Annotated in this window: 14 protein-coding genes; 1 reads left to right on the forward strand and 13 read right to left on the reverse strand. The window is 69.3% G+C overall.

The features are described from left to right. Positions 1–101 precede the first annotated feature (101 nt). Entirely contained in the window at positions 102–428 is a 327-nt protein-coding gene (locus Ato02nite_RS30845) for a hypothetical protein (RefSeq protein WP_213010181.1), read from the forward strand. 466 nt (positions 429–894) lie between these two features. Here the strand turns inward: Ato02nite_RS30845 and Ato02nite_RS30850 are convergent, their stop codons facing one another. From Ato02nite_RS30850 to Ato02nite_RS30910, 13 genes are all read right to left on the reverse strand, one after another. Next, the gene (locus tag Ato02nite_RS30850) at positions 895–1833 is read right to left on the reverse strand and encodes an endonuclease/exonuclease/phosphatase family protein (RefSeq protein WP_213010182.1); all 939 of its coding nucleotides are present in this window, start codon (positions 1831–1833) and stop codon (positions 895–897) included. A gap of 271 nt (positions 1834–2104) precedes the next feature. Continuing rightward, positions 2105–3073 (reverse strand): hypothetical protein, encoded by a 969-nt coding sequence (locus Ato02nite_RS30855; RefSeq protein WP_213010183.1) that lies wholly within the window; start codon positions 3071–3073, stop codon positions 2105–2107. Then, positions 3070–4023, reverse strand: coding sequence for a MucR family transcriptional regulator (locus Ato02nite_RS30860; RefSeq protein WP_213010184.1), 954 nt, complete (start codon positions 4021–4023; stop codon positions 3070–3072). The genes Ato02nite_RS30855 and Ato02nite_RS30860 overlap by 4 nt, the downstream gene beginning before the upstream one ends. Positions 4024–4135: 112 nt before the next feature. Continuing rightward, complete coding sequence (locus tag Ato02nite_RS30865; RefSeq protein WP_213010185.1) at positions 4136–4927, reverse strand: SAM-dependent methyltransferase; 792 nt, start codon at positions 4925–4927, stop codon at positions 4136–4138. After that, positions 4924–5694: a hypothetical protein gene (locus tag Ato02nite_RS30870; RefSeq protein ID WP_213010186.1), complete on the reverse strand. Its 771-nt coding sequence runs from the start codon at positions 5692–5694 to the stop codon at positions 4924–4926. Before Ato02nite_RS30870 ends, Ato02nite_RS30865 begins: the two co-directional genes overlap by 4 nt. Beyond that, the gene (locus Ato02nite_RS30875) at positions 5691–6452 is read right to left on the reverse strand and encodes a hypothetical protein (RefSeq protein WP_213010187.1); all 762 of its coding nucleotides are present in this window, start codon (positions 6450–6452) and stop codon (positions 5691–5693) included. The genes Ato02nite_RS30870 and Ato02nite_RS30875 overlap by 4 nt, the downstream gene beginning before the upstream one ends. Before the next feature lie 385 nt (positions 6453–6837). After that, positions 6838–8058 (reverse strand): pyridoxal-dependent decarboxylase, encoded by a 1221-nt coding sequence (locus tag Ato02nite_RS30880; protein ID WP_213010188.1) that lies wholly within the window; start codon positions 8056–8058, stop codon positions 6838–6840. Then, positions 8055–9050: a hypothetical protein gene (locus tag Ato02nite_RS30885; RefSeq protein ID WP_213010189.1), complete on the reverse strand. Its 996-nt coding sequence runs from the start codon at positions 9048–9050 to the stop codon at positions 8055–8057. The genes Ato02nite_RS30880 and Ato02nite_RS30885 overlap by 4 nt, the downstream gene beginning before the upstream one ends. Then, the gene (locus Ato02nite_RS30890; protein ID WP_213010190.1) at positions 9047–10519 is read right to left on the reverse strand and encodes an APC family permease; all 1473 of its coding nucleotides are present in this window, start codon (positions 10517–10519) and stop codon (positions 9047–9049) included. Before Ato02nite_RS30890 ends, Ato02nite_RS30885 begins: the two co-directional genes overlap by 4 nt. Beyond that, positions 10516–10854: a hypothetical protein gene (locus Ato02nite_RS30895; protein ID WP_213010191.1), complete on the reverse strand. Its 339-nt coding sequence runs from the start codon at positions 10852–10854 to the stop codon at positions 10516–10518. The genes Ato02nite_RS30890 and Ato02nite_RS30895 overlap by 4 nt, the downstream gene beginning before the upstream one ends. A 348-nt stretch (positions 10855–11202) precedes the next feature. Continuing rightward, positions 11203–11526, reverse strand: a complete 324-nt coding sequence (locus Ato02nite_RS30900; protein WP_213010192.1) for a hypothetical protein — start codon at positions 11524–11526, stop codon at positions 11203–11205. Then, positions 11526–11777 carry a hypothetical protein gene (locus tag Ato02nite_RS30905; RefSeq protein WP_213010193.1) on the reverse strand — a complete coding sequence of 84 codons (252 nt, stop codon included), beginning with the start codon at positions 11775–11777 and terminating at the stop codon, positions 11526–11528. Before Ato02nite_RS30905 ends, Ato02nite_RS30900 begins: the two co-directional genes overlap by 1 nt. A gap of 805 nt (positions 11778–12582) precedes the next feature. Then, positions 12583–13521, reverse strand: coding sequence for an aminoglycoside phosphotransferase family protein (locus Ato02nite_RS30910; RefSeq protein ID WP_213010194.1), 939 nt, complete (start codon positions 13519–13521; stop codon positions 12583–12585). Position 13522: the final 1 nt, after the last annotated feature.

Raw genomic sequence — 13522 nt, forward strand, 5'->3', positions numbered from 1 at the left:
TACTCGACGATCCGGCCCCGGCCACCGGCCGTGAGTGAGCAAGCGGCCCGTAATGGTGAGTCGCACGTCTACCGTCGCGTCGCCGATGCCGGGAACGTGCCGTGCCGGTCGCTGTTGGCGTCGTCCTGGCCGTGCAACTGCACGGATCCCGGGTTTGCCCCGTCTGGTGCCGGTGCCTGCGGCGGGCCAAGGTGGCGGTGATCGTTCCGATCATCGCTACGACGATCGTGATCATGTCCAGCGCGATGCCGGTCGGGTCCGGGCCTGGGCCGGTCACGGTGGTGGTGGCAGTTGCGGCCACGGCGAAGGCGAGCCGACGCCACGCGGTTCGTACGGCCCGCCGCATCGTCCGGGTCGGGGTGGTGGCCGCGGACTATTCGGGCCAGCGCCGCTGCGGCGGCGAGATAGCCTGGCAGGCCCAGCAGTGAGCTACCGGCGAGGACCGCAAACGGCGCGGCGTCGGCGGCGCTCCCCCACCCGCGCAGGTATTCGTCGACGACTGCCGCACCGCGCGTGATCAGCGCGATGCCGCGGGCGAGCAGCATGACGCTGGCGCCGGCCATGGCGGACGCTTTCCACCGGTCCCGGCCGTTGACACCGCTCACCGAACCGCCTGCGGGGCCATATTGGGCGTCGGCAGGGCTGCTGGGTCGGGCTGGACCCGTCGTGCGGACGGGTTCGGCAGCATCTGGCGGGGCCGGTGAGAAGAGGCAGTCAGCCGACCGGTTGGCCGGCAGGTCCGCTGAGTCAGCCGCCTGGCGGAACAGAGCAGAAGGTGGCCGGGGCGGTGCAACCGCATGGCCGGTGAGGTGTTGCCGCATCCGACGGCGATCACTTTGGCGGCCCTTTGGCCGCAGCCGTGATCGGCACGTCTCCGGCGCTTGGGTTGGGTGGTCATGCGACGGTAGGCAGGTCGATGTCGGCAGTGACGAGGCGGTGGTCGGACGGCCAGCGGTCACCCTCGGGCAGGTGGACCTTGTAGCTGGCCGGGATCACGTACGGGCGCATAGCCTCGTTGGCGAGCAGGTAGTCGATAAGCAGGCCGCCGCCTTCGCCGGGCTTCGGGTTGACGGTCGGCAGCAGCTGCTGTTCGGGATGTTCGCGCCAGGCGAGTTCGGCTACAGCGTGGTAGCCGCTGCCGCCGACCCGGCGCTGCCGGGCGGGGTCCCAGCGGCCGATGAGGTGGTCGACGGCGTCGGTGTCGGGCACCCACCGGCCCTCGGGGGTGCCGTCGTCGGTCCATCGGCCTTTGTGGGTTTTTGCGTGCCAGTCCGCGGCGTGCCAGTCGCGTTGCGGGAGGTGGTCTCCACTGGCGCTTGAGTTCAGGTCGCCGCCGCCGATGACTGGCAGTGGGTCGGTGCCGTACCGGTCGAGCAGCCCGGCCTCCTGGCGGCGAATCTGCCCGGATCGTGGGTCGAAGTGCGCCACCCAGGCCAGGAACTCGAAGCGAACATCCGGCATGACGCTGCTAGCGGTGACCGCGAACCGGGCAACGTTGCGCTGGTCGTCGAAGACGTCCGGGTCGGACGGACAAGGCCAGCCACGCACGGTCAGCAGATCGGCGCGATAGAAAATCGCGGGTGGGATCGGCCCGCGGTCCAGGGTGCCGGGCAACCCGATGTACGGCACTCGCAGGACGTCGCTGAGCGCCTCAGCAGCCGCGAACAAACCCCTCTGCCCCTGGCCGCGATAGCCCTTGGCCTCGCAATACAGCACCACGGCGGGCGCGCGGTCGAGCAGGGCGAAGGCCTCCTGCAGGCCCTTCATGTCGAACCCGTGGCCGCTCCGGTTTCCGCCGGACTGGTAGTTGAACGTCGCCACCTTCAAGATCATTTGCGAGTTCCTTCGTGAAGGACCACCCAGCGGACTGGTCGGCTGGTGCGGTCGACTCCCCGTCGGATGGCAGAACGCAAAGGTGCCGGTCCTGACGCAGATCGCCTCGGACGGGCACAGGTGATCACGGTGCACCGGCCAAGTCGGCCAGCGCCTGGAGTGGCGGCGAGGTTTGCGCGGAGTACGCGATGGCGATGGCGGCCCGCAGCCGCACCGAAGGTCTTGGTGACCATCTGGTCCGGGAGAAGGGGTCGCGTGGCGTCCGGGGTCGTCATCGCTGCTGCACGGTGTCGGTGTGGCCGCGCGCGACGAACAGGGTGTAGGAGACGACGGCGGGCTTACTGATGCCTAGGGCGCCGGGATCGCGGAGCGCGGCTTGCTCGTGGGCGAGCAGATGACCGCTGGCTGGGTCGATGATCAGCAGTTCCCGCTCGACGCTGTTGTCGCTGGTGGCGGAGACCGCGACGCCGGTACGGCCGGCGCGGTCGACGACCGTGCCTTGGTAGGTGAGGCCGTTGGTGTCGGCCAAGGCGCGTAGGAGGGCGGCGCGGGAGGGCGGGGTGGGTGTCTGCCATTGGTTGAGGTCGGCGAGAGCGGTCAGCGCTGCCCGAGGGCCGCCGGCCGCAGTGTTCCTGGCCAGGCAGGTGGTCGCCTGGGTCGGGTCGGTGGCTGCTGGGTCGGGGGTGGCCGGGCTGGTGCCGGGCGGAAACGAGTCGTCGCTGGGCGGGTTGTCGGTGGCCGGGGTGCGGGTGGTGACCGCGATCGACCGGCCGGAGCCGTTGTCGGCCAGCCAATGCTCGTACTGCGTTACCGCTGGGGTCAGCTCGGTGCGGCCGCCACTCGCGTGGCTGTCGAGCGCCCATTGCCGCAGCTGTACGTACGCGTACCGGCCGGGGCCGTCGCAGAGCCCGGTGGTGATGCCCGCGGCGATGTCCCGAAGTTGGTCCCGAGCTGGCTGTGTAGGGGCGGCCAGCGCGGTGGGTGCCGCAGCGGGCCAGTCGGCGAGGTCTCGTAGGTGGTGCAGGGTGAGCGGATTCGGCGGTGCGCAGGCGCCGGGACCGGCTGGCACGGCGCCGGTTGGCGGGCCGAACACGGTGTCCTCAGCGGCGGCAGGCCGCGCGGTCAGGCTGAGCCGGGCTACAACCGCGGCCCCGAGCAGTACGAGCGCGACGGTGATCGCCAGGTAGAGCGCGGGGCGCCAGCGGCGCGGCCGCTGCTGCGGCTGCGGGGTTTCGGTCATCGTGTTCTCCGGGTCGTTACGGCGGGGCGGGGTTCGGTTGGGGCTGGCCGGCGGCCCGTGAGCACTCGTTCGGCCGGTTCGTCGCAGGTCGGCGCCGGGGCCGCCGGTCGCTGCGGGCTTGGCCGTTGTTGCAGGCGATCGTGGTAGTCGGCGACGGACAGGCCGTGGGCGTCGCGCACATGCCCGGCCAGCTGGGGTTGGGTGGTTTCGCAGAGCTGGCAGCGGCGGGCGTCGCGGGCGGTGGAGTGGACACCGAACGTGCGGCGCCAGTGTTTTACCTGGTCACCGGTCTGCCCGAGCAAAGCACCAACCTGTTTGATCGTCAGGTGCGTGGTGCGGCGGACCAGGTCTTCCAGGCCGGCGTAGCCGCGGGTTCGAGCGCGGGCGTCGAGGGCGGCACGGACAGCGTTGCCGCGGGCGCGGTTGCGGTCGGCGGTGGCTTCACTGAGCGCGGCCTCATACTGCGAGCGCGGGCGTTTACCGCCGACCATCGGGGTGTCCGGGGCGAGGCCGTGCCGCGTTCGGTAGGTGCGGCTGTCCATGCCGTGTGTCCGGGCAACGTGCTGGCGGAGGCTGGCACGTCGCCGCCCGCACTCGCGGCACACCAGCAACCCGTCGTCTGGCTCGCCACCCGCGGCTGCCCGTACCACCGCCAGCACCGCAGCGCCGGGCGGCACCGCTCCGCCGCCCGGCACTGCGACGTCGTACCGAGTCGTCGCGCCGGTGACCTGGCCGGTTGCGACGGTGTGCTCGCGGTGCGGCCAACCTCCGGCGTCGAGAGCCGGCCGAGCCGTCGTGGTGGCGACGCTCAGGTCGGACTGCCGACCGGTTGCCGGTGGCCGGATAGTGCCTGGCATCGCGGGGCGTCTCGTCGTCTCCCGCAGGCCGGTGGCCAGCGACGCGCGCCTCGCGGTGGACAGGATGTGGCCAGGCACCAGAGCCTCAATCATGAAAAGTCACCTCATATCCGGCTCGTTATGGACGCGCGGCGGCTATGGGTCAGGGCCGCTAGGCCCCGGTGTCGCGAATTGGTGTGCCGCGTCGCTGGTTACGGAGAGCTGGTCAGCTGGTTTTGCGGGCGAGACCGCCGTGCACGTTGACCTGTTCCTTCTTGGTCTGTTCGTCGGGTCGCCATTGGTTGACCTCGACGACCGGTTCGAGCAGGGTCAGACCGCCGACGGTCAGTAGCTCGTTGACCTCGGCGACGGTGCGGGCCGCGAACGGGCCGTGCGCGGCGCTGCCCGCCGCGTTGTCGATCGAGGCCTCGATCAGCGGATCGTCGATGCCGTCGCGGGTGAAGTGCGAGATCGCGACAACGCTGCCGGCAGGCAGTCCGGCAGCCAGTCGGGCGACGATCTGCTGCGCTTCGGCCAGGTCCTCGATGAAGTGCAGGACGGCGACGAGCAGCACGGCGACGGGCCGGGTGAAGTCGAGTGTTTCGCGGGCGGCGGCGAGGATGCGGTCGGTGTCGCGCATGTCCGCGTCGACGTAGGCGGTGGCGCCTTGCGCAGTGCTGGTCATCAGCGCGCGGGCGTGGGTCATAACGAGCGGATCGTTGTCGACGTACACGACTCGCGCCGCCGGGTTGAGCCGCTGGGCGACCTCATGGACGTTGGGTTCCATCGGTATACCGACACCGATGTCCACGATCTGGGTGATCCCCAGATCGGCGACCACATGCCGCACGCCGCGATGCATCCACTCCCGGTTGCCTCGGACATCCGGGATGATCTGCGGATAGATTTTCGTGATCGCGTCGCCGGATTCCCGGTCGACCGCGAAGTTGTCCTTGCCGCCGAGCCAGTAGTTGTACCGGCGGGCCGAGTGGACCACGCTGGTGTCGAGTTCGTTCATGGCGTGGCCTGTCCTGCCCCAGGGGCGGTCATCGTGGTGTGGTCGGGTAGCGGAGGGCGGCAGGTATGTCTGCCTGGCCGGGCGGTGACCCGCGAGCGCAGGTATCCGTACGCGGGGTGGTCGAGATCGGGGTGCAGCAGGCCACCGGGTGACGGCTGCAGCGCCCTGGTCAGCAAGGGGACGGCTTCGGAGGGCGTGCGGCAGCGGCTGCTCATCGCGGACGCGCCGGCGAGGAGCATCCCGGCGAACGTCGCCGCGGCCTGGTGGTGGGCGCTGGTGATCGTGTCGTCGAGCAGGTCGAGGGCGTGGGTGCAGCCGCCCGTCTGGTAGGCGTGTACGGCGGTGATCGCCTCGGCCAGCAGAACCCGCCGGTGGTCGCCACAGGCCGGGGCGAGGCTGGCGAACAGCACCACATCGTCCTCGGCGCCCGGATCGGTGGTGGTGCAGGCGATGTCGGCGGCGATCTGCGCGGCCAGCAGCAGCCTGTCGGCGTCGACGGGTCGTTCCTGGCGGGCCGCGTCGACGGCGGCGCGGGCGTGCGCGTGTGCGGTGGTGCGTTGGCCGAGGCGCAGATGCAGTTCTGCGCGCAGCGCGTTGCGCAGTACCGGGTCGACGACGCTGTTGGAGTGGATGACCCGCACGGCGAGCCGCGGCAGCTCGAGCAGCGAGCCGCGTAGCCGTTCCGGGATGCTTGTGCCGCCGTGGGGAAGGGGTAGTTGCCAGACGTCGCTGGGCGGCGTCGGAGATTGCCCGGTCAACCTGATCATCGGCGGTCCTCCGTCGTAGCCGATCCTGCGCTGCCGTGTTCGGGCCGATCCCGCGACGAGCGGGCAGGGGCGCTGCCGGCGGGGTCGAGCAGGCCGGCCCAGACCTGTTCCCGGTTGGCCTGATCAGCCAGGGGTGGGGGTGGTTGGTGCAGGCAGCGGGCGGGGTGGGTGGTTTCGGTCAGCGCCAGCCAGCGGGCTGCGGTCCGGCGTGCGTCGTCGTCCAGCCCGGCCAGCACGTCCGGGTAGGTGCACAGCAGCCGAACTGCTCGGCTGGTCTGTCCGCAGCCGGCGGCGATCACCGCCGAGGTCAGCACGACGATCTGATCCGCCCGGATGGTGCTGGCGCGGGACTCGGCTGCCCATGCAGCAAATATGTTCCGGGACTGTTGGTCGGCGAGGTCGCAGGATCCGTCGGTGTGTAAGGCCGCGGCGAGACTGCATTGGTGGATCAGGAGGTCGGCCGGGTCGCCGAGCTCGCGGGCGACGTCCACGCGTTGTTCGCAGACGCGGACCACGTCGGTGCTCAGCCCTTGCTCGGCCAGGACCCGCCGGTAGACGGTGGCGACCGTCCGCCACAGCGGATGCAGCCGTCCGGTGAGGGTTTCCGCGCTGCGGTACGCCCAGCGTCCCCAGAGCAGCCGTTCCTCCGGATCACCCGTCCCTCCGCGCAGCCACGTCAGGGCTGCGGCGATCAGGTCGTAGTCCGGGGCTGCGGTGATCGGATCGTGGCCGGCCAGAGTCGCGGCGATGTCGCCCAACGATGACGCGTGGGGGTCAGCGGCGGGTCCGGTCGGTCCGGTCCGCTGCGGCCCGGTCACCGCACGCCTCCGTGGCCTCGGACCGGCGCTGCGCGCCGATGGTGGCGGCGCCCGGGCGTGGGTGGCCGGGTGGTCATCGCCCCCCTCAGAACAATGACGCACCCGGCCAGCGGGACAGCCCCATGCCGAAGCCGTCCCACATCACGGCGGGCGGACCGCCGAGCGTGCCGCCGCTCGCCATCGCGCCGGTGGGGGGAGCCGGTCGGGGCGGGCAGCGGGTGTGCTGCCTGCCCCGACCGGGCCGGCCGCGCTATATCGGGGGGAACCAGCGGCCGGACAGGGCAAAGACTGGTGAGACCGGCGGTCGCCGGTGGCGTGCCCGCGGTCATGAGGCGGCCCTCGGTGTGCGGCGCTGGCGGGGGATACGGCGGCCGTGGGCAGCGGCGAGGTCGGTGGTGAACTCGTCGATCTGGGCTTGTTCGATGCCGGGCATGGTGATGATCCGGCCGGTGGTGTGGTCGCCGCCGAGGACCCAGGGCCGGGGCAGCGGCTGGGTGGGTTGGGCGAGCCGGATGGTGAACCCGGGATGTTTCCACTGGTGGGGCCAGCTCATCCGGGCGAGCCGGTCGTGGGTGTAGGCGGCCAGCTCGCGGGCGGCGGTCGCGCGGGCCTGGTGCTGTTGGAGGCTGAAGCTGGTGAGCGCCCAGTGCAGCAGCAGCGGGGTGTGCCCGGACCGGGAGCCGGTGATGGTGGTGTCGCTGGCGCCGATGTAGGACACCGGGTCGGCGGGGTGTGATGCCGGGCGTTGGGGGTAGATGAGCACGGCGCAGGGCATCAGCGTCGACAAGAATTTGTGGCCGCTGACGACGATGCTGGTGGCGCCGGCACGGAACCCGATATCGGGCCGGTCATGCTCGGGCAGCAACAGCAGGGGAAGGAAGGCCAGCGCGGCGTCGACGTGCAGCCGTAGCCGGGTGATCCCGAGGTCTTGGCAGAGGGTGGCGATCCCGGCGATGTCGTCGACGGCTTCGTGTTCTGTGGTGCCGGCCGTGGCGACGATGCAGATCGGCCGGTCTTGGAACTCGGTCAGCCGCTGGCGTAGGTCGTCGAGCATCATCCGGCCCTGGATGTCGGCGCGGACCAGCACCAGCGGCGCCCGGACCATGTTGGCGGCTTTGGCCACCGAGTAGTGCGCTGCGGTCGAGGCGAAGATCACCGCGTCTGGGTAGGCGCGGACCGCGTCGTCCACGGCGTGCAGGGTGCCTTCGGACGAGCCGGTGGTGACGTAGCCCCACACCTGCCCGCGATCGCCGCCGGCCAGGGCGCCGAGCTGCCTGATGATCGCGATTTCATACGACTTGGTGTTGTTACGGCCGTGCCCGGCCTCGAACGGGTCCCCGACGTTGACGAGTTGCTGGTGGGTCAGGATCGCGGCGAGGTCGGGATAGACCAGGTCGGTGGCGCCGGGGAAGGCTAGGTGCAGCCGCTGATCGGCGGCCAGTGCCGAGCCGAGCAGCGCCGCGTGCACATGCCGCGGCATTGCGGCCGCGGCGGCCGGATCGAACAGGCCGTCGAACCCGGACAGGGGCGTCGCCGTCAGTATCATCGCTGCCCCCTGCGCCCGGTGGGGCGTCCCGGCCGATCCGCGGACCCGGCCCGCTGGTTCTGCGGGGTGGCCGACTGCGCACGCCGGTTGGCGGCGGTGATGTCGGCGGCGCGCAGTGCCTGGTCGAGGCGCCACATCGCCTGCAGCACGCGCGCGTGCGGAGAGCGCTGATACAGGTCCTCGAGCCCGACCGGTGAGTACGGGTAGGGCGTCAGGATCTGTGGTCCGCTGAACGCCCCGTACGAGTGGATCGTCACGGTGTCGTGGTCACGCGACGCCAGCCGCTGCGCGGAGAACACACGGTGATCCGCGTTGTTGATGTCCGCGCTCGGGTTCGCCACGAAGCAGAAGTCACCGGGAATACCGATCTTGTCGCTGTCGGCGGGGTGTCCGGTGCGCGCGCTGTGGCAGAAGTCGGCGAAGCTGGCGGCCGCGGTGTCCAGGGTGGAGAAGCCGAGGCCGAAGTAGGCCGCATCGGCGGGCATCTCGTCGCGGCGGATGGCCAGCTCGGTGCGCGGGTCCCAGATCTTGTCCTCGTCGGCGCCTGCCGGGTTGTGACCGGCGGCGTCGGATGGCGGTGGGCTGAGGACGTCGCGGATCGTGTTGGTGAACGTGGTGATCAGCGGGATCGGATGCTCGGATTCCGGTGCGGCGTGCCAGAGCCGGGTGGCCGCCGTGACCACCGGAACCACTCGCTCTGTCGTTCCCGGTTGGGTGTGTACGTACAGGAAGGCGAGGGCGTACGGGGCGAGTGGCATCCGATACCGGTTCTCCCACGCGGCGTACGCATGTTTGAGGCTGAACGCGTGCAGCCGGAAGAACGCGTTCCAGTGCAGGCTGCGGTGGTACTCGTCCTGCGCGGCGTCAGCCCTGGCCTTCCACCAGTCGGAGGTCGCGTCGTTGTCACCGCCGCTGGGGAAGTACCCCTCAGCTGTGGCTGCCGGCGACGTTGCGCGACGCGAGCCGTAACCGGTGCCGGGTTGTGGTCTCATACGTCGATCGCCCCCAGCCGTGCATCGTGGGGCGTCGTCACCGGATTCGGCACGCCGTAGCTGATGCCGGCATAGACATCGGCCCGGGCGTGGCGCAGCCATGCGCCTGCGGCGACCGCGATCAGCGCGGCCAGCACGAGCAGACCGGGGATCAGCCACGGCAACCGCGAGCCCTCGTCGGTGCCCAGCAGCTTGCCGAGGTTGCCGAGCATGAACAGCAGCACCAGCAGGCCGGCGATGCCGCCCGCGAACGGCGCGATCTGCCGGATCCGGGCCGGCTCGGCCCCGCCCCGCCCGGCCTCGAAGAAACTCCGCGCGGACCAGCACGCCGCGGTCAGCAGCAGCACCATGCACACCGCGCCGATGCTGGACAGCCAGGTGAACATCGTCATCGGCGCGGCTCCGCCGATCAGGAACCCGGCGACCACCACCACCGCGAGGGCAGCCTGCACCATCGACCCGCCCAGCGGGGCGCCACCCTCGATGCCACGGCTGACCAGCCGCCAGCTCGCCGGCAGGACGTTCTCACGGGCCATCGCGCACACGTACCGGGCGACCGCGTTGTGGAACGCGGTCATCGCCGCGAGGATGCTGGTGAGCAGCAAGCCCGTTGCCAGGGCCGCGATCTCCGGCCCGAACATGCCATCCAGCAGCGCCAGCGGCTGACCCGCGTCCTTGGTGGCCAGATCGAGATGGTCCAGGCCGATCCACGAGATGTACGCCCAGGCCACCAGCGCGTACCCGACACCGCACGCCCACACCGCCGCACCCGATGCCCGGGACATCGGCCGGTCCCGGGACATCGGCCGGTCGCCGACCGCCTCTTCCCCGTAGGACAGGACGGAGTCGATGCCGGAGAAACACGCGAAGGCGAATACCAGTGCCCCGGCGACCGCGCCCGGCACCAGCAGCCGCGACGGCGACCACACCGCCATGCTGATCACCCCGCCGGCCGGACGTGCGAAACCCGCGATGGTGAATAGGCCGAGCACGGTGATCTCCAACGCCAGCAGCACGCTGAGTACCTTCGCCACCCGCTCGCCGGAATAGTGGCCGAGCGCGAGGACCAGCAGCCACGCCACCGCCGCCCACCACCACCAGAACCCGCCGAGCAGCCCGACCGCGACGTTGCCGATCAACCCGTACAGGCTGATCTGCAACGCGTTGTAGCCGACCAGGACCCAGCCCGCCCCGACCAACCCTGCCGTCGGCCCCAGGCCGCGGGTGAGTTGGGCATAGAACGGGGCGGCGTGCTTCACGTGCCGGCCGACCGCCGTGTACGGCGTGATCATCAGACGCAGCAGGAACATCACCAGCAGGAACGCCAACGGCGTTCCGCCCACCCCGAGGACTCCGAGCATCACCGTGATGCCGCCGGTAAGGACCGCGAACGGCGAACTGGCCGCCACCGCGTTCGTGAAGAGTGCCCCGGTTCGCATCGTGTACCGCGGCAACGTCACATCGCTCACGCCGACACCACCACATCGACGACCGGGCAGTCCGGTGCCTTACAGTCCGGCCGATGCCTGGCGTGCAGCCAGAAGTCGCTCAGGCTGAGCTGCACCATCGACTGGTCCGGCCGGTACGGGAATCGCCGCCACTTCTTGACTTGGCGAGACAACAGCCCGGCCGCGGCCGGCAGATCGACTGCAGGACCAATGAACTCGTGTACGCCGTCCGGCCAATCCCACCGCACCGCCCACACCGCAACCATCGACGCAGCCGCAGGCGCAAGACGGGCCGCCGGCGCTGTTGGCACGCCGCGATCACGCAGGCCGGCCAGCAGACCGAGGAAGTGGCGCATCGCAGTAACTCCCCTCGAAGGATGTGGTTCTGACGGGCAGGTCGAACGCGGGGTCCGGCAGGCGAAACGCCAGGAAACGGGGGTCGGTGTGTCCGCGGCCGTTATGCGCGCGTCTGCCGATCCGTGCCTTGCACTCGCGGACGTGCAAGCGACACGTGCGTCCAATGTGGACATATGACTGACTGCGCAGGTCATCGTGGATTCCTCGGAGTGTCGGAAGTCAGATGAAGGAGGTGCCTAGCGGGCCTAGCCTGAGGTGTGCCGGTGGGGCCGCCGGTGCCGAGCCGGATCCAGGGGCGTGGCCCGGCGGCCGGGTGCAGGACGGCAGCCCCACCGGAGCCATTCCCGCTACGGCGGATCCACGACGCGGGCACCCGGGGGCAGCACCAGAGCATCGAGTACCCCGTGCGTGCCGCCACAGTGCAGGCACATCGGGCGCACCGCGTCCGGGAAGGTCTGGTCGGACTCCGCGTACTCGTGCGGCAGATACTGCACTTGCTCGACGACACCCACCGAGTGCTGGTGGGGCTGGAAGCCGTCGTGCCGCCGCCCGTTCGGATGCTCAAGGGCGATGTCAAGCGTGGCCGCCAGCGGGAACTGCCGATCCCGTACATGCGTGCAGCGCGGGTGATGCACGATCGGCGCCGGCGGATATTCGCGTTTCTCGGACATCACGCCACCGTCCTGGCAGGGCTGTCGCAGAAGGCGCCGAGGATGCAGAGCACGGCCTGCTCCTGACCGAATGTGCCGAGATGGTCGGCCTTTTTACCCACTCGCCGCACGTAGGCACCCCACTGTCCATCACAGCGGATATGGATGTAGCCGACGTAGACGCCCTGGTGGTGCACGCTGTAGCCGCCCGACGTTGACGCGACCAAACTGGCCTCGACGTATGTCAAAGCGGTAATCGCCTCTGTCAGCAAGTTCGTCACCTCCGCCCGGGGCACGCTCCGCTAGCGCAATAGTGTCGAGAGGGAACCTTTTACGCCCTGCAACATTGCGACCCCGTCGGGCAAACCAACGATGATCGCGTTGCGACTCGACGGTGCCAGGAATATCTACGTCGGTGAACTCGATAAACTGGTTCACTTCGCTGAATAGGGCAAGTGACTTCTCGGCACTAGTCCGTCTAGCGAGGGCAACAGATGTCTCCTCGCGGTCGCAAACCAAGGGTCGGCACTGCGTCTAGCGATACGGACACGGAGGGCGTCATCGTTGGACGAATGACTATCCATTCCGCAGCGGACACAACCAGGTCGTTGCGCTGTGCAAGTTCGGCACTTTAATCGGGCGCCTTCGACGGTTGTTTCGCTTCCACCCGCGGGCCGAGTTCATCGACGTTGACGTACCGGCGTCCGTCCCGACGGCCGACCACAGTCGCCGTGGAGAACAGGATTGGGGGGCGGCGCTGGCGCCGAACCCCCGCGTCTCTGCCCGTGTCGGCGTTACCCGCCCTCCGGGGTCGGGGCGGACGAGGAGTGCGCGAAACTCAAGGCCTAGGACAACGACGCCTCGCCGAATGAAAGGCGCCGAACTCGCCACTTGAGACAGACCATCGCGCACCAAGGCCGGACTCGAATGGCCACCAATAACCCGCCGACTGGCTTCCGATCAAGGTGCCGGTATCATCCCGTGTTCAGTGCCTGGTGGAAAGACGGAAGACAGGAGAGGTTTTGGGACGTAACGTGAAGTGCGTGCACATCGCTCTCTGCCTTCGGTCGGCTGCGGCTACCTATATCTACGCCAGACGGCATGTTGATCACCCGCTAGATAAGTGCGGAGCCTGTGGCTGAGCGTGTCGGCCACCTCGGGTCGGCCGAACAATCTATCCAGGACGCTTGTTACCAGTTGCAGCTCGCGAACATCGCGAAGCAGAGGCCATAAAGCCGAACTGCTCAAGTCGAAACCATAGGCGGCCGCAAAGTTTTCATATGGCTTGACCGGATCACCGAATCTGACCACGCTGTGTGCCAACGGCACCAGGTCCCATTCCCTGGGCCCGAGCGCAAGCGAGTCGAAGTCGCACAACCTTCCGGCGAGGAGATTCCCCACATGCGCGTCGCCGTGGATTACGCCCGGCCGGAGTTCCCAGATCGTTTCATTGACCCGGCCCTCAAGATCGTCGCAGCGACTTCTCAGAGTTTCAAGCAGTTCGTCAAGCGGCACTCCGACCCGCGTCCTCGACCAATTCTTTGTGAATACCATGCCTTCGCCGGAAAGCTTGCATACGGACTCCAAGCGTCGCCGCGCAGTTTCGATCGGAGTCCATGCCGGCAGAAATCCCGGCTTCTCCGCGATGGAGTGGAGCCGAAACAGCGGCGCTGCCAACTCGACTGGCTCGGGCCTGACCGTCGAGTGCGGCAGGTAATGCCACACCGTCGCGACCCAGTCGTTCACGGCAACAGGCTGAGCGATGTCATCGACTAATTCCACGGCTGGCACATCATGCCGGCTCAGCAGACCCATGCCGGCGACGACCTTCTCGGCCCGCTGCTGGGCCACCTCGCCGCGGGCGAGCCGAATCACCCGAGAGTCGAGGTGATAGACGGCATTGATGGTGAATCGCATCAGGCGCGCGTCTCCAGCGGTAAGTCCCGCACGCTGGCGAACTGCCGCGAGACCGCGAGCCAGTTCAGCGGCGGCCTCGGCCGTCAGGGTGGTCGACACA

This window comes from Paractinoplanes toevensis (assembly GCF_018332695.1).
Lineage (GTDB): Bacteria > Actinomycetota > Actinomycetes > Mycobacteriales > Micromonosporaceae > Actinoplanes > Actinoplanes toevensis.